General features: G+C 67.9%; 16 protein-coding genes. 8 read left to right on the top strand and 8 right to left on the bottom strand.

Annotated elements, in window-relative coordinates:
- Positions 1-46 precede the first annotated feature (46 nt).
- On the top strand, positions 47-955 hold the full coding sequence (locus FHT32_RS22430; RefSeq protein WP_176666813.1) for a LysR family transcriptional regulator: 909 nt from the start codon (positions 47-49) through the stop codon (positions 953-955).
- A gap of 58 nt (positions 956-1,013) precedes the next feature.
- Here FHT32_RS22430 and FHT32_RS22425 read toward each other — a convergent pair whose 3' ends face one another.
- The 3 genes from FHT32_RS22425 to FHT32_RS22415 all read right to left on the bottom strand — a co-directional run bounded on the left by FHT32_RS22425 (position 1,014) and on the right by FHT32_RS22415 (position 3,541).
- On the bottom strand, positions 1,014-1,640 hold the full coding sequence (locus FHT32_RS22425; RefSeq protein ID WP_176666812.1) for a hypothetical protein: 627 nt from the start codon (positions 1,638-1,640) through the stop codon (positions 1,014-1,016).
- A gap of 220 nt (positions 1,641-1,860) precedes the next feature.
- The gene (locus tag FHT32_RS22420) at positions 1,861-2,106 is read right to left on the bottom strand and encodes a hypothetical protein (RefSeq protein WP_176666811.1); all 246 of its coding nucleotides are present in this window, start codon (positions 2,104-2,106) and stop codon (positions 1,861-1,863) included.
- A gap of 244 nt (positions 2,107-2,350) precedes the next feature.
- Entirely contained in the window at positions 2,351-3,541 is a 1,191-nt protein-coding gene (locus FHT32_RS22415) for an amylo-alpha-1,6-glucosidase (protein WP_176666810.1), read from the bottom strand.
- A 239-nt stretch (positions 3,542-3,780) separates the two neighbouring features.
- On the opposite strand from FHT32_RS22415, the gene glgB reads away from it, so the two are divergent.
- From glgB to FHT32_RS22380, 7 genes are read left to right on the top strand one after another with little or no spacing between them, the layout of a single operon-like run.
- Positions 3,781-5,670, top strand: coding sequence for a 1,4-alpha-glucan branching protein GlgB (glgB, locus tag FHT32_RS22410; protein ID WP_176666809.1), 1,890 nt, complete (start codon positions 3,781-3,783; stop codon positions 5,668-5,670).
- On the top strand, positions 5,670-7,733 hold the full coding sequence (locus tag FHT32_RS22405; RefSeq protein ID WP_176666808.1) for an alpha-1,4-glucan--maltose-1-phosphate maltosyltransferase: 2,064 nt from the start codon (positions 5,670-5,672) through the stop codon (positions 7,731-7,733). The genes glgB and FHT32_RS22405 overlap by 1 nt, the downstream gene beginning before the upstream one ends.
- 12 nt (positions 7,734-7,745) lie before the next feature.
- On the top strand, positions 7,746-11,081 hold the full coding sequence (gene treS / locus FHT32_RS22400) for a maltose alpha-D-glucosyltransferase (RefSeq protein WP_176666807.1): 3,336 nt from the start codon (positions 7,746-7,748) through the stop codon (positions 11,079-11,081).
- A 36-nt stretch (positions 11,082-11,117) separates the two neighbouring features.
- On the top strand, positions 11,118-11,867 hold the full coding sequence (locus FHT32_RS22395) for a hypothetical protein (RefSeq protein ID WP_176666806.1): 750 nt from the start codon (positions 11,118-11,120) through the stop codon (positions 11,865-11,867).
- Between the two features lie 10 nt (positions 11,868-11,877).
- Positions 11,878-14,040 (top strand): glycogen debranching protein GlgX, encoded by a 2,163-nt coding sequence (gene glgX, locus FHT32_RS22390; RefSeq protein WP_176666805.1) that lies wholly within the window; start codon positions 11,878-11,880, stop codon positions 14,038-14,040.
- A complete protein-coding gene (treZ, locus tag FHT32_RS22385) occupies positions 14,037-15,917 on the top strand; it encodes a malto-oligosyltrehalose trehalohydrolase (protein ID WP_218088366.1) in 1,881 nt (626 codons plus the stop codon). The genes glgX and treZ overlap by 4 nt, the downstream gene beginning before the upstream one ends.
- Positions 15,907-21,084 carry a malto-oligosyltrehalose synthase gene (locus tag FHT32_RS22380; protein ID WP_176666804.1) on the top strand — a complete coding sequence of 1,726 codons (5,178 nt, stop codon included), beginning with the start codon at positions 15,907-15,909 and terminating at the stop codon, positions 21,082-21,084. The genes treZ and FHT32_RS22380 overlap by 11 nt, the downstream gene beginning before the upstream one ends.
- Before the next feature lie 11 nt (positions 21,085-21,095).
- On the opposite strand, the gene FHT32_RS22375 is transcribed toward FHT32_RS22380, so the two are convergent.
- The 5 genes from FHT32_RS22375 to FHT32_RS22355 all read right to left on the bottom strand — a co-directional run bounded on the left by FHT32_RS22375 (position 21,096) and on the right by FHT32_RS22355 (position 23,277).
- Positions 21,096-21,269: a hypothetical protein gene (locus tag FHT32_RS22375; RefSeq protein WP_371132235.1), complete on the bottom strand. Its 174-nt coding sequence runs from the start codon at positions 21,267-21,269 to the stop codon at positions 21,096-21,098.
- Between the two features lie 193 nt (positions 21,270-21,462).
- Positions 21,463-22,029 carry a DUF4760 domain-containing protein gene (locus FHT32_RS22370; protein ID WP_176666803.1) on the bottom strand — a complete coding sequence of 189 codons (567 nt, stop codon included), beginning with the start codon at positions 22,027-22,029 and terminating at the stop codon, positions 21,463-21,465.
- Between the two features lie 470 nt (positions 22,030-22,499).
- Entirely contained in the window at positions 22,500-22,688 is a 189-nt protein-coding gene (locus FHT32_RS35465; RefSeq protein WP_371132240.1) for a hypothetical protein, read from the bottom strand.
- A gap of 38 nt (positions 22,689-22,726) precedes the next feature.
- Positions 22,727-22,993 carry an excisionase family protein gene (locus FHT32_RS22360; RefSeq protein WP_256099120.1) on the bottom strand — a complete coding sequence of 89 codons (267 nt, stop codon included), beginning with the start codon at positions 22,991-22,993 and terminating at the stop codon, positions 22,727-22,729.
- Complete coding sequence (locus FHT32_RS22355; RefSeq protein ID WP_176666801.1) at positions 22,990-23,277, bottom strand: hypothetical protein; 288 nt, start codon at positions 23,275-23,277, stop codon at positions 22,990-22,992. The genes FHT32_RS22360 and FHT32_RS22355 overlap by 4 nt, the downstream gene beginning before the upstream one ends.
- Positions 23,278-23,362 lie beyond the last annotated feature (85 nt).

The raw sequence follows: 23,362 nt of genomic DNA, 5'->3' as shown, positions 1-23,362 counted from the left end.
GTAGACGGCAGAATGGCATCCACGCCATTCCACATTCGAATACTCCATGGACACCCTGCGCGCCCTCGAAGCCTTCGTGAACAGCGTGGAGCTGGGCAGCCTCTCTGGCGCGGCCCGCGCGCTCGGCACCACGCAGCCGACCGTCAGCAAGCTGGTGGCCGGACTGGAGCGTTCCCTTGGCGTGCGCCTGCTGCGCCGCACCGCCGCCGGCCTGAGCCTCACCGAGGAAGGCCAGCGCTTCCACGAGCGTGCCCGCCGGGTGCTGGAGGAATACGGCGACGCGGTGTCCGACGCGCGCGAAGGCGTGCAGCAGCCGCGCGGCCTGCTGCGCATGAGCGCGCCGGTGACGCTGGGGCAGCGCCACCTCAACGCGATGGCGCTGGAGTTCCTGGGCCTTCATCCCGACATCGAACTCGAGCTGGTGCTGGACGACCGCTTCATCGATCCGCTGGAAGGTCGCATCGACGTCTCGCTGCGCGTGGGCGGAACCCTGCCGCCCGACCTTGTCGCCCGCCACCTGGGCTCGTGGCCGCGCGTACTCGTCGCCTCGCCGGACTACGTCGCCGCACGCGGCAAGCCGCGCAAGCCGCAGGACCTGCTCGGGCACGACTACCTGCGCTATGGGGCCGGCGATGACGGCGTGCTGCTGCAGGGCCCCGAAGGCCCCGTCGCGGTGCCCGTGCGCAGCCGCTACCGGGTGAACAACGCGGTGGCGATGCTCGATGCCGTGCTCGGCGGCGCCGGCATCTCGCTGCAGCCCACCTGGATGGTGGCCGACCTGCTCGCACAGGGCCGGCTGGTGCGCGTGCTCGGCCGCCACACCGGTCCCGCGCAGGAGATGCACCTGCTGTATGCGCCGCGCCGCCACCAGCCGCAGCGTGTGCGCGTGCTGGTGGACTTTCTCGCCGAAAGGGTGGCGAAGCTGCCGGGCGCGTCGCCGCGTCGGGCAGCCTGATAACGTCGAGGGGCAGCGCGCGCTCCGGCGAAGCGGGAGCGGGTTCAAGGCCCGGGCGTCAGGCGCTGCGCAGCTGGCGCGTGCCGGCCGGCACCTCGGGGCCGGTGCGCAGGTTGCGTTCGATGAACTCGCGCGCGATCGCCTCCGTGTTCGCCGGCGTGGGTGTGTTGAAGGAGATGCGGTACTTCAGCAGCTTGCCGTTGCGTACAGCGAGGTAGGTGAACGAGTCGTAGGGAGTGCCGTCACGCGCGCGCACGAGGCGGAACGAGACCGAGCGGAAGGTCAGTCCTTCGATGCGCACGTCCCGCGTGGGTCCGACCCTGGCGCTTGCGTACATGCCCTGCGCGACGGCGCGCTGCACCTCGGCAATGGTGCTCCTGAAGTGTTCGTCGAACTGCGGATCGCCGACGCCTGCCTGCCAGCTGCGCTTCATGTCGTAGACGTAGACGTCGACCCACCCGGCGCTGCTCTCGAAACGATGGCTGATGCCCAGGCCGGGGCTCACCGCTTCGTACGACTTGGAATCGATGTAGCGCCACTGGATGCCAGTGGGCGGGGCTGGTGCCGGCTCGGTCGCCTGCTCGACGCCCGACGGTGCTCCTCCCGTGTTGCCCGGCGCGGTGCCGGGCGTGCTTGCGCAGGCGCAGAGCAGCGCGGAGAGAAACAGGGCGAACAGCAGCTTCATGGACCGGCTCCGGATGAAGGAAGAGAGGTCAGGCGACCCATCTGGCGATGCAACTGGAGCCGGATGCTACGTGATGAGCGAGGCCGGATGAAGGCCGTTCCGCGCGGCGGCTCGCGACCTCGGTCTGTCGGGCCGGCGGCGCAGGCAGACGCGCGGGCCAGGCCTGCCCTCGCGGGCATGGCATTGCCACTGCGCTTTCAAGGCTGGCTCTGCAACCCCCTCAATCGGAACAGGCCTCGCAGTCGCTGTTCCGGTCCTTGGCGTGCATCCTTTTCAGTTCCGCCCTGCCCAGCGGAGTGATGCGCAGGATGACGCCGCCCTGGCCGGCCCCCGTACCTGGCTCGGGCAGGCTTGCCTCCACCAGTTGGGCAGCCGCCAGGACCGCGGCGCACTGGATGTCCGCGTCGGTGTGGATGGCCAGGGGAAACGAGGCGTCCTCGATGCGCCTCAGGAAATTCATCGGCATTGCCGTCGCTCCTTCCGAATGATCCGCGATCGGACTGCAGGTCCGGCACACAGTATCGAAGTCGAAGGTTTCCATCGACAAGAGCGAAGCCCCTAGGCGGGGGAAAGACGGGCTGTATTCCTACAGGGGATGGGTACCTATGGCCTAGTTCCCATTGGAAGAGGGCGCAGTGCGGCTCGTTACGAGCGGACGTGCCGAGCACCGGCGACTGCAGGCGTCCGACGCTCGCCCTGATCAGGACCGATCAGGATCCACGGGCGGCCTCGCAGTCCAGCAGGGCGCGCCGCGCGAGCAGGAAGGTCGCGGCATTCCAGCTCTGCCCGGCCATGCCCATGGGCGACAGCGTCCGGCCGTGGAACCACTCGGTGAAGCGCCAGTCGTCGAGCGCGTTGACCTGCGCCAGCCGCGCGAGTTCGGCGCGGGCCATCTCGAGTGCGCCCAGCCTGGCCAGCGCCATCACCCAGAAGCCGCCGACGAAGGGCCAGATGCCCCCGTTGTGATACTGGTGCACGATGTTCTGCTGGTGGCGGCCCATGTAGGCCCGCCACAGCGGGTGCTGGCGCGACAGCGGGTGCAGCACCACGCGCACGGGGTAGGGATCGCTGGCTCGCGCCTGCGTGATGGTGTCGACGATGCGCTGCGCCATGGCCGTGTCGGCCAGCCCGCTCTGCATGGCCAGCACGTTGCCGAATACGTCTCCCTCGTCGCCGACCACGGCCAGGTTGACGAAGCTGAGATACAGCCCGGGGTCGCGCCGGCCGCGGCGCGCGTAGTGCTGCAGCAGCCGCGCGCGGTGGTATTCGGGCAGGTCCCGCTGGAAGGGGTTGAACAGGTGGTTGAAATGGTGCTGCGTTGCCTCCGCATGGTCCAGCGCGTATCGGCGCTTGACCTCGTACCAGAGCGCATTGGTGTAGAGCACGTAGCCCGAGCGCGGCATGATGTCGGCCCAGTCGCTGGCTTCGTTCTGCTGCAGCAGCCGGAAGTGCTGGTGCTCCTGTGCCAGCAGCCAGTCCAGTGCGCGGCCGGCCTCCGCGCTCCAGCGCGAGGAGCCGACCTGCCCGTGACGGCGCACATGGTCCACGGCAATCAGCCACCACAGGGTGGCGTCGATGCAGCCCAGGTACCAGAAGTCGGCATCGCGGCCTTCGGGGTCGACGTACTTCGGGATCTGTCCGTTGGCGGCCTGCCGCGCCGCGAGCGAGTCGATGCTCGCCACTGCGCCTTGCTCCAGCGCTGGAACGCCGCTGCCGCACATCGCCATCACGCATATCGCGGCGTCGCGTCCGAAGATGCGCGTGTAGCGCCGCGCCTCGGCGGCTTCGGTGCGCGAGGCCGCGAGGATGCCGTGCGGCGTCAGGTTGCGTTCCAGAAGAGCGAGGGAGGCCTGCGAGCAGGTTTCGATCAGGTCGAGCGTGGGGGCATCCAGGTCAGTCATGCGTTCGTATCGTGGCGTGGCGCTCTCTTTTTATCAACCGCCCGCTCGACAGTGGGGCATTTCGACGCGGCCCCGCCCGCCGCTCCCGTCCGGTTCGGGCGGACGCACGGGCTTCTCTCCGACATGGTGAATCGGCGCCGGCCTTAACCACGGTGCCCCGCACGCCAGCAAATTGAGGAGCACCAGACGAGAGGACTCTGAAGAGAGGACTCCGAGAACTCTTTCTCAACGGGAGCACCGTGCCGCCGAATCATCCACTCCATGGTGAGCGAGACGCCTATCTTTTCCGCGAGGGCACCCACTCCCGGCTCTACGACGTGCTGGGATGCCACCCCGCGAAAGAGGGCGGTGCGCACTTCGCGGTGTGGGCGCCGAACGCCGAGTCCGTCTCGGTGATCGGCGACTGGAACTACTGGTCCGGCGACGCCGATGCGCTGGCGCCGAGTGCCGACGGCACCGGCATATGGCATGGACACGTTCCCAACGCCGCGGTCGGGCAGGCCTACAAGTACCGCATCCGTTCACGCCACGGCGGCTACACCGTCGACAAGGCCGATCCGGTCGCCTTCAGCGCGGAACTGCCGCCGGCCACCGCTTCGCGGGTCTGCGAACTTTCCTACGAATGGAACGATGCCGAGTGGATGGCCACGCGCGGCCCGCGCAACGCGCTCGGCGCTCCCATGTCGGTCTACGAGGTGCACCTGGGCTCATGGCGGCGCCAGGACGGCCGGTTTCTCGGCTACCGCGAAATAGCCCACCAGCTGGCTGCCTACGTGAAGGAAATGGGGTTCACGCACGTGGAGCTCATGCCCGTGACCGAGCATCCCTTCTACGGCTCATGGGGCTACCAGACCACCGGCTACTTCGCGCCCACCGCACGCTTCGGCTCGCCGCAGGACTTCATGTACCTCGTCGACCACCTGCACCAGCAGGGCATCGGCGTGCTGCTCGACTGGGTGCCTTCGCACTTCCCGACCGACGAGCACGGGCTCTCGTACTTCGACGGCACGCACCTCTACGAACACGCCGATCCGCGCCAGGGCTTCCACCCGGAGTGGAACTCCAGCATCTTCAACTACGGGCGCTCCGAGGTGCGCAGCTTCCTGGTGTCGTCTGGGCTCTTCTGGCTCGACGTGTACCACCTCGACGGGCTGCGCGTGGACGCCGTCGCGTCGATGCTCTACCTCGACTACGCGCGCCGGCACGGCGAATGGATTCCGAACCGCCACGGCGGGCGCGAGAACCTGGAAGCCATCGACTTCCTGCGGACGCTCAACCGCGCCGTCTACCGCGAGCACCCCGACACGGTCACGGTGGCCGAGGAATCGACCGCGTGGCCGCGCGTGTCTCGGCCCACCGACATGGACGGCCTGGGCTTCGGCGAGAAGTGGAACATGGGCTGGATGCATGACGTGCTGGCCTACATGAAGGAGGACCCGGTCCATCGCCGCTATCACCATCACAAGCTGACCTTCTCGCTGGTGTATGCCTTCCACGAGAACTTCGTGCTGCCGCTTTCGCACGACGAGGTGGTGCACGGCAAGGGCTCGCTGCTCAACAAGATGCCCGGCGACAGCTGGCAGCAGTTCGCCAACCTGCGGGCGCTCTACGGATTCATGTGGGCGCACCCGGGCAAGAAGCTGCTCTTCATGGGCGGCGAGTTCGGCCAGCGGCGCGAATGGACGCACGACGGCGAACTCGAATGGTGGGTCTGCGAACTGGAGGGGCACCAGGGGCTTCAGCGCCTGGTGTCGCAGCTCAACCGGGTCTACAGGGACGCGCCCGCGCTGCACCAGGTCGATTTCTCTTCCGCGGGCTTCGAGTGGGTGGCGGCCGACGACGCCGACACCAGCGTGTTCGCCTTCCTGCGCAAGGCGGAGGACGGCAGTCCGCCCCTGCTGGCGGTGAGCAACATGACCCCGGTGCCCCGCACCAACTACCTGCTCGGCGTGCCGCTCGGTGGCCGCTGGCGGGAGCTGATCAACACCGATGCGTCGGAATTCGGTGGAGCGGGCTGGGGCAACTTCGGCGGCGTCGAGGCGGCGCCCGTGCGTTCCCATGGCCGCAGGCAATCGGTGTGCATCACCTTGCCGCCGCTGTCCACGCTGATCCTGGAGCACTGTCCCTGATGAAGAACATCTTCTCTGCAAAGACTGCCTCCCCGCCGGCGGGAGCGGACATGGAGTTCGCGAACGGGGCGTCAGGCACCGTCCGCGCGGTCATCGACGCCGTGTTGCCCTGCGTGGACGGCGGCCGCTTCCCGGTGAAGCGCGTGGTGGGTGAGCCGGTGCGGGTACGCGCCCATTGCTTCACCGACGGGCACGACGTGCTGCGCGTGCAGCTGTGCTGGCGCGCGCACGACCAGGCCGGCTTTCGCGAAGTGCCGATGAAGCCGCTGGGCAACGACGTGTGGGAGGCCAGGTTCTCGCCGCCTTCGATGGGGCGCTACGTCTACACCGCCGTCGCCTGGGTGGATCCGTTCGAGTCGTGGCGCAGCGAGATGACGCGGCGCGTCGATCCCGACGACGTGCGCATCGCCGCGCAGGTCGGCGCGCTGGAGATCGCGGCCGCCGCCGCTCGCGCCGAGGGCGCCGACCGCGTCGCCCTGCAGCGGTGGGCCACCGAGCTCGACGCCGTGGCGGCCAGCCCGGCATCCGACGTCGTCTCGCTCAAGGCCCTGGCGCTCGACGAGGAATACGCCGAGCTCGCGCGGCGCCATCCCGACCGCCGGCACGCGGTGCGCCATCCGGTCGAGCTGCCGCTGGTGGCCGACCGCGAGCGCGCGCGCTTCAGCACCTGGTATGAGCTGTTCCCGCGTTCGGCCAGCCCCGTGCCCGGCGCGCACGGCACCTTCAGGGACGTGGAGGCGCGCCTGCCGGCCATCGCCGCCATGGGCTTCGACGTGCTGTACTTTCCGCCCATCCATCCCATCGGGCGCGAACAGCGCAAGGGCCCCAACAACGCGCTGGAAGCAGGCCCCGGCGATGTGGGCAGCCCCTGGGCCATCGGCGCGGCGGAGGGCGGGCACAAGTCGATCCTGCCGGCCCTGGGCAGCGCGGAAGACTTCAGGCGCCTGCTCGACCGCGCCGCGGCGCATGGCCTGGAGATCGCGCTGGACATCGCCTTCCAGTGCGCGCCAGACCATCCCTACGTGAAGGCGCATCCCGACTGGTTCCGCTGGCGCCCCGACGGCAGCGTGCAGTACGCCGAGAACCCGCCCAAGAAGTACCAGGACATCTATCCCTTCAACTTCGAGTGCGAAGACTGGCGGGGCCTGTGGGCCGAGCTCAAGAGCGTGCTCGACCACTGGATCGGCGAGGGCGTGCGCATCTTCCGGGTGGACAACCCGCACACCAAGGCCTTCCCGTTCTGGGAGTGGGCCATCGGCGAGGTGAAGCGCGCGCATCCCGACGTGATCTTCCTGGCCGAAGCCTTCACGCGGCCGAAGGTGATGCACCGGCTCGCCAAGCTCGGCTTCTCGCAGTCGTACACCTACTTCACCTGGCGCAACACGAAGAAGGAGCTGCAGGAGTACTTCACCGAGCTTTCCAGCGGCCCCGGCATCGACTATTTCCGCCCCAACGTCTGGCCCAACACGCCCGACATCCTTCATGAGCAGTTCCATGCCGGCGAGCCGGCCGTGTTCATGTCGCGGCTTGTGCTGGCTGCCACGCTCGCGGCCAACTACGGCATCTATGGGCCGGCCTACGAACTGTGCGAACACCTGCCGCGCGGACCCGGCAGCGAGGAATACCTCGATTCCGAGAAATACCAGCTGCGCCACTGGAACCACGACGACCCCGCCAGCCTCGCTCCCTTCATCGCGCGGGTGAACCGCATCCGCCGCGAGAACCCCGCGCTGCACTGGGACAGGAGCCTGCGCTTCCTGCACATCGACAACGACCAGCTGCTGGCCTATGCCAAGGAGTCGCCCGACGGCTCCAATGTGATCGTCACCGTGGTCAACCTCGATCCGCACAACACGCAGTCGGGCTGGCTCGGGCTGGAGCCCGCCAGCGTGGGCGTCGCGGCCGGCGCCAGCTTCCAGATGCACGACCTGCTCAGCGGCCAGCGATTCATCTGGCAGGGCGACTGGCACTACGTCCGGCTCGATCCCCACAGCGTGCCCGCGCACATCTTCGTGGTCCGCCGCCGCCACGGCGACGAACGAGACTTCGACTACTTCCTCTGAGGTCGCTCGCCCATGAACGCACCTGTCTCCCACATCGCGCTCGAAACCGTCGAGATCGACAACAGCGACGATCCGCTGTGGTACCGCGACGCGGTGATCTACCAGCTCAACGTCAAGGCCTTCTTCGACTCCAACAACGACGGCATGGGCGACTTCAAGGGCGTCACCGCCAAGCTCGACTACGTGAAGGAGCTGGGCGTCAACACCATCTGGCTGATGCCGTTCTATCCCTCGCCGCTGCGCGACGACGGCTACGACATCTCCGAGTACGAGGACGTGCATCCGCAGTACGGCACGCTGGACGACTTCCGCGAGATGCTGGCCGAGGCGCACAAGCGCGGCCTGCGGGTGATCACGGAGCTGGTCATCAATCACACCTCCAGCGAACACCCGTGGTTCAAGGCCGCGCGGCTCGCGCCGCCGGGCTCGCCGGAGCGCAACTTCTACGTGTGGAGCGACACCGACCAGATCTACCAGGGCACGCGGATCATCTTCACCGACACCGAGGCCTCCAACTGGACCTGGGACCCGGTCGCCAAGCAGTACTTCTGGCACCGCTTCTTCAGCCACCAGCCCGACCTGAATTTCGACAACCCGGCTGTGCTGCAGGCCATCTTCAAGACGATGCGCTTCTGGCTCGACATGGGCGTGGACGGCTTCCGGCTCGATGCCATTCCCTACCTGGTGGAGCGCGACGGCACCAGCAACGAGAACCTTCCCGAGACGCATGCGGTGATCAAGCAGCTGCGCGCGGCCATCGACGCGGAGTACAAGAACCGCTTCCTGCTGGCCGAAGCCAACATGTGGCCCGAGGACGTGCGCGAATACTTCGGCGACGGCGACGAGTGCCACATGGCCTACCACTTCCCGCTGATGCCGCGCATGTACATGGCCATCGCCCAGGAAGACCGCCACCCCATCGTCGAGATCATGGCGCAGACGCCCGACATTCCCGAGGGCTGCCAGTGGGCCATCTTCCTGCGCAACCACGACGAGCTCACGCTGGAGATGGTCACCAGCAAGGAGCGCGACTACATGTACACCATGTACGCGGCCGACATGCGCGCGCGCATCAACCTGGGCATCCGCCGGCGGCTGGCGCCGCTGATGGAGAACGACATGGACCGCGTGAAGCTCATGAACGGCATGCTGCTGTCGATGCCGGGCTCGCCCATCATCTACTACGGCGACGAGATCGGCATGGGCGACAACGTGTTCGTGGGCGACCGCAACGGCGTGCGCACGCCCATGCAGTGGAGCCCGGACCGCAACGCCGGCTTCTCGCGCGCCGACCCGCAGCGCCTGTACCTGCAGCCGATCATGGACCCGCTGTTCGGCTACGAGGCGCTCAACGTCGAGACGCAGGCGCGCGACGCGAGCTCGCTGCTGAACTGGACCAAGCGCATGCTCGCCGTGCGCAAGACCAGCCATGCCTTCGGCCGCGGCAGGCGCCGCTTCCTGAAGCCGGGCAACCGCAAGATCCTGGCCTACCTGAGCGAGTACGACGGCGACGTCATCCTGGCGGTGTTCAACCTCTCGCGCGCCGCGCAGCCGGTGGAACTCGATCTCTCCGAGTTCAAGGGCTTCGTGCCGATCGAGATGCTCGGCCGCGCGCCGTTCCCGCCCATCGGCGAGCTGCCGTACCTGCTCACGTTGGCCTCCTATGGCTTCTACTGGTTCAGGCTCACCGCCGAGGCCAACGCGCCCAGCTGGCACCAGGAGGGCGTGGCTTTGCAGGAGCGGCCCACGCTGGTGCTCTTCGACGGCTGGACCAGCTTCTTCCGCGACCGGGTGATGCCGTGGCGCATCGGCATGGCCGAGCGCATGCGCAACCAGTTCGAGCTGGAGACGCTGCCGCGGCACATCGAGATCCAGCGCTGGTACGCCTCCAAGGGAACGGCCATCCAGCGCGCGCGGCTGGCCGACCACGCCGTCTGGGAGGTGGACGGCCAGAGCTGGATGCTGTCCCTGCTCGACCTCGAAGGACCGCCCGGAGGCGCCACCTACTTCATGCCGCTCGCGCTGGCCTGGGAAGAACGCGATGAAGAACGCATGGCCGGCGTGGGGCAGGCCGCGCTGGCCAAGGTGCGGCAGCAGGCGCAGGTCGGCCTGATGGGCGACGCCTTCTACGACGAGGCCTTCTGCCGCGCACTGGTGCGCACCATCGCCGCGGGCGCCGAGCTGCCCACCCTGGGCGGCAAGCTGGTCTTCCGGCCGACCGCCGCCTTCGCGGAGATCGCCGTCGACATCGATGCGCTGCCCGTCGGCCGGCCCAGCGGCGCGAGCAGCAACACCGCGCTCACGCTGGACGAGACCCTGTTCCTCAAGGGCTACCGCCATGTGCGCGAGGGCATCAACCCCGAACTGGAGATGGGGCGCTTCCTGACCGAGGTGGCGCGCTACCCGCATTGCGTGCCGGTGCTCGGCGCGCTCGAGTACATGACCAGCGACGGGCGCACGATGACGCTCGCCATGGTGCAGGGCTACGTGGCCAACCAGGGCGATGGCTGGGACTACACGCTCGGCTACCTGGAGCGCTTCCTGCGCGACGTGCTCACCACCGACGGCACCGCGCCCGGCGTGCCCGATGCGTCCAGCGTGCACGGCGGCTTCCTCGCGCTCATGGCCACGCTGGGCCGGCGCACCGCGGAACTGCACCGCGCGCTCGCCACGCGCACCGGATCGCCCGCCTTCGACCCCGAGCCGCTGGCCCCCGCCGACTTCGCCGGCTTCAAGTCGCACGCGGCGAACGACGCCGCCGCCACGCTTGCGCTGCTGCGCGAGCGTATCGAGCAACTGCCGGCCGCCGCGCAGGCCGACGCGCGCAGCCTGCTCGATGCGGAGGATGCGCTGCGCACCAGCATCGAGGCCCGCCATCCGGTGGAGGGCGGCGGCATCAAGAGCCGCTACCACGGCGACTTCCATCTGGGCCAGGTGCTGGTGAAGGACAACGACTTCGTCATCATCGACTTCGAGGGCGAGCCGGCTCGCAGCTTCGAGGAGCGCCGCACCAAGAGTTCGCCCCTGCGCGACGTGGCGGGCATGCTGCGTTCGTTCAACTACGCCCGCTGGTCGGCGCTCCGCCGGGTGGCCCAGAGCCCCGACGAGGCCGAGCGGCTTGCCGCGCCAGCCATCGCCTGGGAGCGGGAAACGCGCGAAGCCTTCCTGGGCGGCTACGGCGCCGCGCTGGCAGGGCCGGACGGCGCGCCGCTCGATGCCGAGCTGCTCGCGCTGTTCGAGATCGACAAGGCCCTCTACGAGCTGCGCTACGAGCTCGAGAACCGCATCGAATGGGCGCAGGTTCCGCTGCATGGCGTGCTCGCGCTGATCCAGCAGCCCCGTGCCTGACCCACCGCCGAGGCCACCTTCAACGGAAGACAGATCATGGAAAACTTCGGCATTCACCTGGAGCCGCTGCGCGCGATCCTGTATCAGGTCGGCGCCTTCATTCCGCGCCTGCTGATCGCGCTGGTGGTGGTCCTGGTCGGCTGGCTGGTCGCCAAGGCGGCCCGCTTCACGGTGACCAAGGCGCTGCGCGCGATCAACTTCAACGTGCTGACCGAGCGTGCGGGGCTGGACAACTTCCTGCGCCAGGGCGGACTGGCGGGCGACACCAGCAGCCTGTTCGGCATCCTGACCTACTGGCTGGTGATATTGGCCTCGCTGCTCATCGCCTTCAACGGCATGGGGCTGAGCTACATCGCCGACCTGCTGGGGCGCATCGTCTGGTTCGTGCCCAACGTGTTTGTGGCGCTGCTGGTGCTGGCCTTCGGCTCCTACTTCGCGCGCTTCGTGGGCGAGGCGGTGAGCAGCTATTTCCGCAGCGTGAAGATGCAGGACGCCGTGCTCTTCGGCAAGGTCGCGCAGTACGCGGTGATGGCCTTCGTGATCCTGATCGCGCTGGACCAGATCAAGGTCGGCGGCGACATCGTGCGCGAGAGCTTCCTGGTGATCCTGGCGGGCGTGGTGTTCGCCCTGGCCCTGGCCTTCGGCCTGGCCGGCAAGGACTGGGCGAAGGCCCAGATCGAGCGCTGGTGGCCCCGGCAGACGGGAAGCGCCAAGCCGCCGCCGAGCGTGACCACCGTCGGCGGCAGCCGCCCCCCGCACTTCGACAACGACCGTCCTCCACACTGAAACACAACGCATGATTCGAAAGACCAACCTGGCGATCAGCGCCGTCTGGCCCGGGCGACCCTATCCGCGCGGCGCCACCTGGGATGGGGAGGGCGTCAACTTCGCCCTGTTCTCGCAGCACGCCGACAAGGTCGAGCTTTGCCTCTTCGACGAGCAGGGCCGCCATGAGCTGCAGCGCATCCCGGTGCTCGAGCGCACGGACGGCGTGTGGCACTGCTACCTGCCCGAGGCGCGCCCCGGGCAGGCCTATGGCTATCGCGTGCATGGGCCCTACAAGCCGGAGGAGGGGCATCGCTTCAACGCGCACAAGCTGCTCATCGATCCCTACGCCAAGGACCTGGTGGGCGAACTGCGCTGGGGCGACGCGCTCTACGGCTACACCGTCGGAAGCAAGCGCGAAGACCTTTCCTTCGACCGCCGGGACAGCGCGCCGCTGATGCCCAAGGGACGCGTGCTCGAAACCGCCTTCACCTGGGGGGACGACCGCCGTCCCTCGGTGCCGTGGCAGGACATGGTGATCTACGAGATGCACGTGCGCGGCTTCACCATGACGCACCCCGACGTGCCGCCCGGGCTGCGCGGCACCTACGCCGGACTCGGCTGCGCCCCGGTGGTCGACTACCTCAAGCGGCTGGGCGTGACCACGGTCGAGCTGCTGCCGGTACACAGCTTCCTCAACGACCGCCACCTGGCCGAGCGCGGCCTGCGCAACTACTGGGGCTACAACACACTGGCCTTCTTCGCGCCCGAGATGCGCTACAGCGCCTCGGGCAAGGTCAAGGAATTCAAGACCATGGTGAAGACGCTGCACTCGGCGGGCATCGAGGTGATCCTCGACGTGGTCTACAACCACACCTGCGAGGGCAACCAGCTCGGCCCCACGCTCTCGCTGCGCGGGGTGGACAACGCCTCGTACTACATCGTCAACGGCGACAACCGCCGCTACTACGACGACTTCACGGGCTGCGGCAACACCGTCAACCTCGAGCACCCGCATGCGCTGCAGCTGGTGATGGACTCGCTGCGCTACTGGGCCGAGGAGATGCACGTGGACGGCTTCCGCTTCGACCTGGCCTCGGCGCTGGCGCGCGAGTCGGGCAAGGTGGAAAACCTCGGCGGCTTCTTCGATGCGATCCGCCAGGACCCCACGCTCAACCGGGTGAAGCTGATCGCCGAACCCTGGGACCTGGGCCACGGCGGCTACCAGGTCGGCAACTTCCCGCTCGGCTGGGCCGAATGGAACGACCAGTACCGCGACGGCCTGCGCGGCTTCTGGAAGGGCGACGGCGGGCTCCTGGGTGAGGTGGCCAGGCGCATCAGCGGCTCCGAGGATCTCTATGGCTGGTCCGGCAAGCGCCCCACCGCGAGCATCAACTTCGTCACCGCGCACGACGGCTTCACGCTGCACGACCTGGTTTCCTACAACGACAAGCACAACGAGGCCAACGGCGAGGACAACCGGGACGGCAACAGCCACAACATCTCGTGGAACTGCGGCATCGAAGGGCCCACCGACGACCCCGAGGTGGTGGCGCTGCGCGAGCGCCAGAAGCGCAACCTGCTGGCGATGCTGCTGCTGTCGCAGGGCGTGCCCATGCTGCTGGCCGGCGACGAGCGCGGCCATACGCAGCAGGGCAACAACAACGTCTACTGCCAGGACAACGAACTCGGCTGGATCGACTGGACTTCCACGCCCGAGCGGCTCGCGCTCACGGCCTTCGTCGAGCGCATGGTGGCGCTGCGCCGCGCGCACCCGTCGTTCCGGCGCCGCAGCTTCTTCGCGGGACAGCCTTCCGAAGGCGAGACCGTCACCGACGTCCACTGGCTCAAGCCCGACGGTGGAGAGATGCGGCCGGAAGACTGGAACGACCCCAGCGCGCGCTGCATCGCGATGTACATCCCCGGCAGCGGCATCGTCGACCGCGGGCTGCGCGGCGAAGTTCAGCACGACGACGACTTCCTGGTGCTGCTCAACGCCCATCACGACGAGATCGCCTTCACGCTGCCGCCGATGCGGCACGGCGCCTGGCGGCTGCTGGTCGACACCGCCAACAGCTCGCCGCCCGCCACCACGGAAGACGCGGCCACGCTGGCGCCCGTCTGGTCGGAGCCCCAATATCCCCTGCAATGCCGCTCGCTCGTGGTGCTGAGCCGGCCGGACGTGCGGCCATGACGGCTCACACGGACACCCACGTGCATCGCATGCCGTTCGGCGCGACGGTGCTCGCCGACGGCACCGACTTCGCGCTCTGGGCACCTTCCGCGGAGACCGTGGTGCTCGAACATCATCCGCACCATGCGCCCGGCGGCGGCGAAACCTCCTCGAAGCCGATGTCGCGCGACGGGCGCGGCTGGCATCGCCTGAGCGTGCCCGGCGCGGGGCACGGAGACCGCTACCGCTACCGCCTGCCCGACGGCACGCGCGTGCCCGATCCCGCTTCGCGCTTCAACCCCGAGGACGTGCATGGCCCGAGCGAGGTCGTGGACCCTCGGCGCTTCCAGTGGACGGACGGGGCCTGGCGCGGCCGCCCCTGGGAAGAGGCGGTGGTCTACGAGCTGCACGTGGGCACCTTCACCGAAGAAGGAAGCTTTCGCGCGGCGCGCGAGCGGCTGGCCGAGCTGGCCGAACTGGGCATCACCGCCATCGAGCTCATGCCGCTCGCGGACTTTCCGGGGCGGCGCAACTGGGGCTACGACGGCGTGCTGCCGTTCGCGCCCGATGCCTCGTATGGCACGCCCGACGAACTCAAGGCGCTGATAGACACGGCGCATTCGCTCGGGCTGATGGTGCTGCTCGACGTGGTCTACAACCACTTCGGGCCGGAAGGCAACTACCTGCATGCGTACTGCCCCGAGTTCTTCAATGCCGGGCGGCAGACGCCGTGGGGCGCGGCGATCAACTTCGACGGGCCGGAGTCGCGCACGGTGCGCGACTTCTTCATCCACAACGCGCTCTACTGGGTGGAGGAGTTCCGCTTCGACGGCCTGCGCCTGGATGCGGTGCATGCCATCCACGACCAGAGCCGGCTGCACATCGTGCGCGAGATCCGCGAGGCGCTCGATGCCGGGCCGGCGCGCGGGCGCCATGTGCACCTGGTGCTGGAGAACGAGGACAACCGGGCCTCGATGCTGGTGCGCGACGACCGGGGCTCGCCCTCGATCGGCACCGCGCAGTGGAACGACGACCTGCACCACGCGGTGCACGTGCTGGCCACCGGCGAGCGCGACGGCTACTACGCCGACTATGCCGACGACCCGGTGCGCCGCTTCGCCTGCGCGCTGGCCGAGGGCTTCATCTACCAGGGGCAGCCGTCGGTGTTCCGGCAGGGGCAGCGCCGCGGCGAGCCGAGCGCGCGGCTGCCGTCGCAGGCCTTCGTCTCCTTCCTGCAGACGCATGACCAGGTCGGCAACCGGGCCTTCGGCGAGCGCATCCACGCGCTGGGCGACCCGGTGCTGGTGCGTGCGGCGCTGGCCTGCCTGCTGCTGTCGCCGCATGTGCCGATGCTCTTCATGGGCGACGAGTTCGCGGCTTCCTCGCCGTTCCTTTATTTCTGCGACTTCGGGCCCGAACTGGCGACGGCGGTGTCCGAAGGCCGACGCGCGGAGTTCGGCGGCTTCGCGGCCTTCGCCGACGAGGCTGCCCGCGCGCGCATTCCGGACCCGAACGCCGAAGAGACTTTCCTGGCTTCGAAGCTGCGCTGGCGCGAGCGTGGGGCTCGTCCGCATTTCTCGCGGCTCAGCGAGGTGCAGCAGCTGCTGGATCTGCGCCATCACCTGCTTGTGCCCCGGCTCGGCGGCGCGAAGGGCGCGAGCAGTTACCGGTGCGAGAACGACACGCTGCAAGTGCAGTGGGAGCTGAAGCCGGTGAACGCCGGCGATGGCTCGACACGCCTGCATATGCTGGCCCACTTCGGAGCACGGCCTGTGGAGGATGTGGTGGCGCCGCCCGGCGAAGTGGTCTACAGCGACGGCGCGACCCACAGCGATGGCGCCCTGCGCCTCGCGCGCGGCGCGGTGCACGTGACACTGGAAGCGTTGAATGACGGATGAAGCACGCCACGGCCCCGCCGCGGACGATCTGGGGAGGCTGTGCGCGCACTTCGGCATTTCGACCGGCTACTCCGATGCGTTCGGCAAGCATTGCGAGGCGTCCGCCGAGAGCCTGGTCGCGCTGCTGGGCGAATTCGGCGTGCAGCTCGACGGCACGGTGCCGGCGGGCAAGGCGCTCGAGGCCGCGCGCCGCGCGCGCTGGGCGCAGGCGTTGCCGCCGGTGCGGGCAGTGCTGGCCGGCCAGCCCGCCTGGCCGGTGACGCTGCGCCTGCCGGCGTCCATGCGCCGGATCCGCTGGCAGCTCGACGACGAACACGGCAGGCAACTGGAGGGTGAAGCCGATGCCCAGGCATTGCCCGAGACCGGCCGCATCGACATCGACGGTGCCTGCCTGTGCGAGCGCGTGCTGCAGATGCCGGTCGGCCTGGAGATGGGCTACCACCGGCTGCGCATCGAGGGCCTGCGCGGCGAGACCCTGGTGCTTGCCTCGCCCGGCCGCTGCTATCGGCCACCTGTCGTACGCGACGGCGGCCGCGTCTGGGGAGTGACGGCGCAGCTCTACGGTTTGAGCTCGCCGCGGAACTGGGGCATCGGCGATTTCAGCGATCTGGAGGACCTGGCTGTGCGCATGTCGGAGCAGGGCGCCGACATCATCGGCCTGAACCCCTTGCATGCGCTGTTCACGAGCACGCCGACGGATGCGAGTCCGTACAGCCCCTCGTCGCGCCAGCACCTCAACGTGCTCTACATCGACGTGGAAGCGGTGGACGGCTTCGCAGGCTGCGAGCCGGCTCGCGACAGGGTGCGTTCGCCCGGCTTCCAGGCGCGCCTTGCCGCGCTGCGCGCCGCGCCGCTGGTGGACTACGCGGGCGTGGCCGCGGCAAAGCTCGAAGTGCTCGAATTGCTTTACGACGACTTCTGCGCGCGCCACCTGCCGCCGGAGGGCGCGCCCGACGAGTCGGGCAGGGAGTTCCTGGCCTTCGTCGCGGAGCGCGGCGAGTCGCTGCGGCAGCACGCCATCTTCGAGACGCTGCAGGCGCGCTTTCTTGCCGCTGGAGACGGCGCACGGGACTGGCATGCATGGCCGGCCGCCTGGCGCGATCCGGATTCGGCCGAGGTCACGGCCTTTGCGGTCACCCATGCGCGGCGCGTGCAGTTCCATCAATACCTCCAGTGGATCGCCAGCCGGCAGTTCGCGCGTGTGTCCGCGCGCTGCGATGCGCTCGGCATGGGCGTCGGCCTGTACGTGGACCTTGCGGTGTCGGTCGATCGCGCCGGCTCCGATGCCTGGGGCGCGCAGCAGATGTTTGCCCAGGGTGCCAGCGTCGGCGCGCCGCCGGACGAGTTCAACCCGGCCGGGCAGGGCTGGGGCCTTCCGCCGCTGCGCCCCGACCGCCTGCGCGCAGACGGCTACCGTTTCTTCATCGACACGCTGCGGGCCTGCATGCATGGCGCGGGCGCGTTGCGCATCGATCACGTGATGGGCCTGATGCGGCTGTTCTGGATTCCGCAGGGCCGGAGCGCGCGCGATGGGGCTTACGTCCGCTATGCGCTGGACGAGATGCTGGCCATCGTGGCGATAGAGAGCCAGCGGCAGCGTTGCATGGTCGTGGGCGAGGATCTCGGCACGGTCGAAGAAGCGATGCGCGACGCGCTGGCGCAGGCCGACGTGCTGTCCTACCGACTGCTGTATTTCGAGAGGCAGGGCGACGGCGGCTTCACGCAGCCCGACGCCTATCCGCCGGCCGCCCTCGTTGCGCTCAGCACGCACGACCTCGCGACCTTCGCGGGCTGGTGGACGGCCTCCGACCTGCGGGAGCGGCTCGCGCTCGGCCTGTTTCCCGACCCGGCGATCTTCGACAGGCAGCTGATGGACCGCGCGCGCGAGCGAATCGCCTTGATGCAGGCCCTGCGGCAGGCGGGCCTGCTGTCGCGCGAGGAGGTGGCGCAGGCGGCCGGGCTCGCGGTGCCGTCCGCGCGCATCGTCGAGGCGGCGCATGCCTTCCTGGCCGCGGCGCCATCGGCGCTGATGATGGTGCAGCTCGAGGACGTGGCGGGCCTCGTGGCCCAGGCCAACATGCCGGGCACGGTGGACGAGCATCCGAACTGGCGGCGCAAGCTGCCCGAACCGGTGGCGGCGCTGGCTGGCGGCGAACTCATGCGCGGATTGGGCGATGCCTTGCGCGCCGAGCGGCCGCGCCGGGCCGAGTCGAAGGGGCAGGGCTCGTCGCCGGGCCTGCGGACCCGCGTGCCTCGCGCCACCTACCGGTTGCAGTTCCACAAGGACTTCGGCTTCGACGACGCGATCCGCGTGCTGCCGTATCTGGCGGAACTCGGCGTGAGCCATGTGTACTGCTCGCCCATCCAGCGTGCGCGCGCCGGCAGCATGCACGGCTACGACGTGGTCGCGCACGGGGAGATCAACCCCGAGCTTGGCGGCGAGGAAGGCTTCGCGCGCTTCACCGCTGCGCTGAAGGCCAACGGCCTCGGCCAGCTGCTGGACATGGTGCCCAACCATATGGGCGTGTTCGGCGCCGACAACGCCTGGTGGATGGACGTGCTGGAGAACGGGCCCGCGTCGCTGTTCGCACAGCACTTCGACATCGACTGGCAGCCGCTCAACGCCGAGCTGACCGGCAAGGTGCTGTTGCCCGTGCTCGGCGCGCACTACGGCGAGGCGCTGGAGAACGGCGAGCTGGTGCTGCGCTTCGAGGAGGCGACAGGCAGCTTCGCCATCGGCTACTACGACCACCGGTTTCCGCTGGCGCCCGAGAGCTATCCCGTGGTGCTCGAACGGGCGCTCGCGCGGATCGGCGATGCAGCCGCATCGGGGGAGCTGGCGAGCCTGGCTACGGCTTTCGGCCATCTGCCGCGGCGCGATGCGGTTTCCGCGCAGGGGCAGGCCGAACGCGTGCGCGACAAGGAACTGCTCAAGCTCCGGCTGGCCCGGCTCGCCGGGCACCATGCCCCGGTGGCGCGGGCGCTCGCGTCGTCGGTGGCGGAGCTGAACCTGGCCGTGCCGGAAGCCCGCGACGCGCTGCACCGGCTGATCGAACTGCAGGCCTACCGGCTTGCGCACTGGCGGGTGGCGGCGGACGAGATCAACTACCGGCGCTTCTTCGACATCAACGATCTCGCGGCCGTGCGCATGGAGCGCGACGAGGTGTTCGAGGCCACGCAGTCGCTCGCGCTGGATCTCGCCGCGTCCGGCGTGGTGGACGGCCTGCGCATCGACCACCCTGACGGGCTCTACGACCCGGCCGACTACTTCCGCAAGCTGCAGGAGGGCTATGCGCGGCGCGCCGGACTGGTACTGCCCGCGCACGACGCGCAGGGGCGGCCCGCACGGCCCCTGTACGTGGTGGCGGAGAAGATCGCTGGGGCGCACGAGGAAGTGCCCGAGCGCTGGCATGTGCACGGCACCACCGGCTATCGATTCGCGAACGTGGCCAACGGCGTGCTGGTCGACACCGCGGCCGAGGCGAGCGTGGTGCACACCTGGCAGCGCTTCACCGGCGATGCCGCGGACTTCGCCTCGGTGTCGCGCGCAGGCCGGCGCGAGGTGATGCGCAACGCACTCGCGTCGGAGCTGAACGTGCTGGCGACCGAGCTGCGGCGCATCGCGGGCGCTGACCGCGGCACGCGCGACTACACGCTCAATGCGCTGCGCCACGCGCTGGCCGACGTCGCCGCGTGCATGCCGGTGTACCGGACCTACATCGTCGAAGGGCCATCGCAACAGGATGGGCGCTTCATCGATACGGCCGTCGACGAGGCCGCCAGGCAGAGCGGCGACGCCGACCGGTCGATCTTCGATTTCGTGCGAAGCGCGCTGCGCGGAGAGGCCGTGGCTTCCGCGCCGCCGGCGCTGCGCGAGCGTGTGCGCCGCTTCGCGCAGCGCTTCCAGCAGTTCAGCGCGCCCGTGGCGGCGAAGGGCGTGGAGGACACGGCCTTCTACCGTTACTTTCCGCTCAGCTCGCTCAACGAGGTGGGCGGCGAACCGGACCTGTTCGGCATCGAGGTCGAGGCCTTCCACGCGGCGAGCGCCGACCGCGCCCGGCGCTGGCCTCACACCATGCTGGCGACCTCCACGCACGACAACAAGCGCTCGGAGGACGTGCGCAACCGCATCGACGTGCTCTCGGAAATGCCCAACGAGTGGACCCTGGCGCTCACGCGCTGGCATGGCCTTTGCCGCAGCACGCGCCAGAGGCTGGCGGGCGGCGAGGCGCCATCGCGCACCGATGAATACCTGCTGTACCAGACCCTGCTCGGCACCTTGCCCCTGGGCGGGCTCGACGCCGGCACTGCACCCGGCTATGGCGATCGCATCTGGCAGTACATGCAGAAGGCCGCCCGGGAAGCCAAGCTGCGCACGCGGTGGTCACGGCCCGACGCTGAATACGAGGCCGCGCTCGAGCGCTTCGTTCGCGATCTGCTGGCCGAACCAAAGGAGAGTGCATGCCTGGCGGACATCCAGCAGCTGGCGGACAGGCTGGCCTGGTTCGGCGCCTGGAACAGCCTCACCCTCACGCTACTGAAGTACGGCTCGCCCGGCGTGCCCGATCTCTACCAGGGCAGCGAATTCATCGAGCTGAGCCTGGTCGATCCGGACAACCGGCGCCCGGTGGACTACGCGCTGCGGCAGCAATGCCTGGCCGGGTTGAAGGCGATGGCCGGGCAGGACGGCCTGGCGCAGCAGGTGCGCTCGATGGCCGAGGCACCGCACGACGGCCGCGCCAAGCTCTGGTTCATCTGGCGGCTGCTGTCGCTGCGGCGGGCGCATCCCGAGCTGTTTCGCGAAGGCAGCTACGAGCCGCTGGTGGTCGACGGGCCGCTGTCGAGGCACATCGTGGCTTTTGCGCGCAGGCGTGAAGGCCGGATGCTGGTGATCGTGGCGGGACGGTTGTTCGTGGACCTCGCGCGCTCCGATGCGCACGACGATGGTGTCGTGCCGGCTCTGCCCGCTGCCGGGAAGTGGAATGGCACGGCGGTGCGGCTTCCCGCGGACGTTGGCGCGGCCGCGTTCAAGAACCTGCTGACCGGCGAGCCGCTGGCGGTGGAGGAGGGGCGTGTTCGCCTGGTCGACGCGTTGCGACGGATGCCGTGGGCCGCACTGGTCTGTGAAACCACCGCTGCCCGGGAGACAGGCGAGCCGAAATCGTGAACGGTCCGTCGTCAGCCCGGCGGCGCATGCCTGCGTCCGAGGAAGTCCCGCATCAACGCCACGACTTCATCGAGGTGGGTCTCCAGCAGCCAATGCCTGCCGTCTAGAAAGTAGAGTTCGGCATCGGGCAGGTCGTCGAGGAACGGCGACGTTGATCGGACAGGCAGGTTCGCCAGTCGAGGCATCTGACGCTTGTGCGTCCGAGTCGATGCAGAAGGAGGGCGGGGGCGGTAACTCGTTGCCGCAGGGGGCGTCACCGGCGGTGAATTGGAGCGGGTGAAGGGAATCTAAGTGTGGCTTGAAAGCCGCATCTAGCTTACGTTTCAATCGTTTGATTAGGGTTTGTTCCCCGTACTGTTCCCCGTGCCAAGCTGACTGTCAGTTGCTAGTGGATTTAAATCCATCAGGGCCGAACCATCGATTCATCAGCCATCGCAAATGGCAGTACGTCCGATCATTTTTGGCAACAGCAGCGTCAATCCAGTGCTTTGAATAACTGGTGGTGTTTCCGATGATGGAGAAGAGACTGCGCTGCAGCATGCCTTCGTGCAGGTCGCCGTAACGAATGCCGAGTGCGATGTATTCGAAGTAGTTCAGGATGTAGCGCAGCGAGGCTTGATCGATCCCCTGTGTCGCGTCTACGGGCCGGCTCGCCGGAGCCTTCGACAAATGCTCGCCGAAGTGCTTGTTCACGGCATCTGCGTAGTCCATATAGGTCTTGGACAACCTAGACTGCAACAGCGTGTTGATCGTGTGCTGCTTGACAGAGTTTTTGATCGCAACCCATGCGGTCACGCACCAACCAAGTGTTGCGAGGATAGCCGCGAAAGCAATGAGCCACTGTCCGGCCGCCAGCTTGTAGATTGACTTCTCGTCTAGCACATACTGCCAAGCGAGGAAACTGCCGAAGATTATCAGCAGCACACAAAGCAAAAGGCCCAGCACTCGGCTGGGCCTCCAGAACGATGGTTCGACCTTAGGCGAAACCATCTCCGTCTTTGATCAAGTGTTTCATGGACCAATCTCCTTGTAAAAACTTGGTGGACCGGGGATTCGGACTTACCAACGTTCTGGCTTTCGAGCTCAGGTCTGTATTGTGGCCCAGTTACTGACGATACCGTCAATAGCAGTGCTCAAAAAAACCTAAGCTTTGGGGCCAAAACCACGTGGGACAGGTCTTGCAAGTGGGGATCAAGGTCCGTAGGGCAAGGGCTTTTGCAATCAATTGCACTGCAAGCTCCATACTTGGCGTACACGTAGTGTACGCCATGCGACCCAAAAACCATTTTAGAGAAAAGGTTTCTTCCTCCGCCTGCACCGGCACCAGCTATGCTCGCAAACATCAATCTCGCAACCGAGCATAGCTGGTGCCGGTGCAGGCGGATGACCGAACGAATTCCCTAGGCGGGCTTAGTTCACCGACGAGCAGGCTTTCCCAGCCGTCGCCCTTGTCCCGCCATCCTCCCTGTCGTGTCTCTCACAATGATGTGCTCAATGTAGGCGAGTACGTCTCTGGTGAGCAGCACGTACGCTCGGCCGACGCGCCCGGCGGGCAGCGCTCCTGCGCCAATCAGGTCCAGCACAGTCTTGGGGTGGACCTTCATTAGATCGGCCGCGCCGCGTACATCGACGGTCGGGCTCATCATGAGCCTCTGACAAGCCAGCGCTGCACGCCTTCACGGTCGATGAAAACGTGACCATCGGGCGCACGCACGTACTCGCGCCCTTCGCTCCATACCCCCTCTTTAATCTTCGACCGGATGGCAGCTTCGCTGTAGCCGCTGACCGCGGCGTGAAGCTTGATCGTCACGAAGCGATCCGGTGCCAGGTAGACCGGGCAGGGGCTGATCTCGCACGCCACGTGCGCCGCGACGGACCGTGCAAATGCGTCGAATGCCTCTTCGATCATTGCGGAAGCTCACGCATGAGGCTGGCGACTGCGAATGCATGGCCCGCGTCTGCCGACACGCGATCAACCGCGGCGGCGTCGGTGCCGCACAGCAGCATGTGGGAGGCCACACACGAGTGCAGCATGTAAATTACGTCGGAGAAGTCGACGCCAGTTTTTGCGGCCAAGCTTCGCACCGCTCCCACGCACACCTGACGCATCATCGCCAGGTGGCAAACATCCGCTCCGTGCCTGCTCGTGAGTTCGTTGACTAGGCCACCAAATTCCGTATTCCCGATCACCATTTTTGCGCTCCAAGTTGGTTGCTGGTGGGGGCAGTCTAGGATGCAGTAACGCTAAGATACAAACAGGATACGGCGTGTCGCACTC

Origin of the sequence: Variovorax sp. SG517, assembly GCF_013376045.1 — a bacterium.
GTDB lineage: Bacteria > Pseudomonadota > Gammaproteobacteria > Burkholderiales > Burkholderiaceae_C > Variovorax.
Note: the sequence above shows the minus strand (reverse complement) of the source record. Positions and strands in the feature narration are given on the sequence as shown.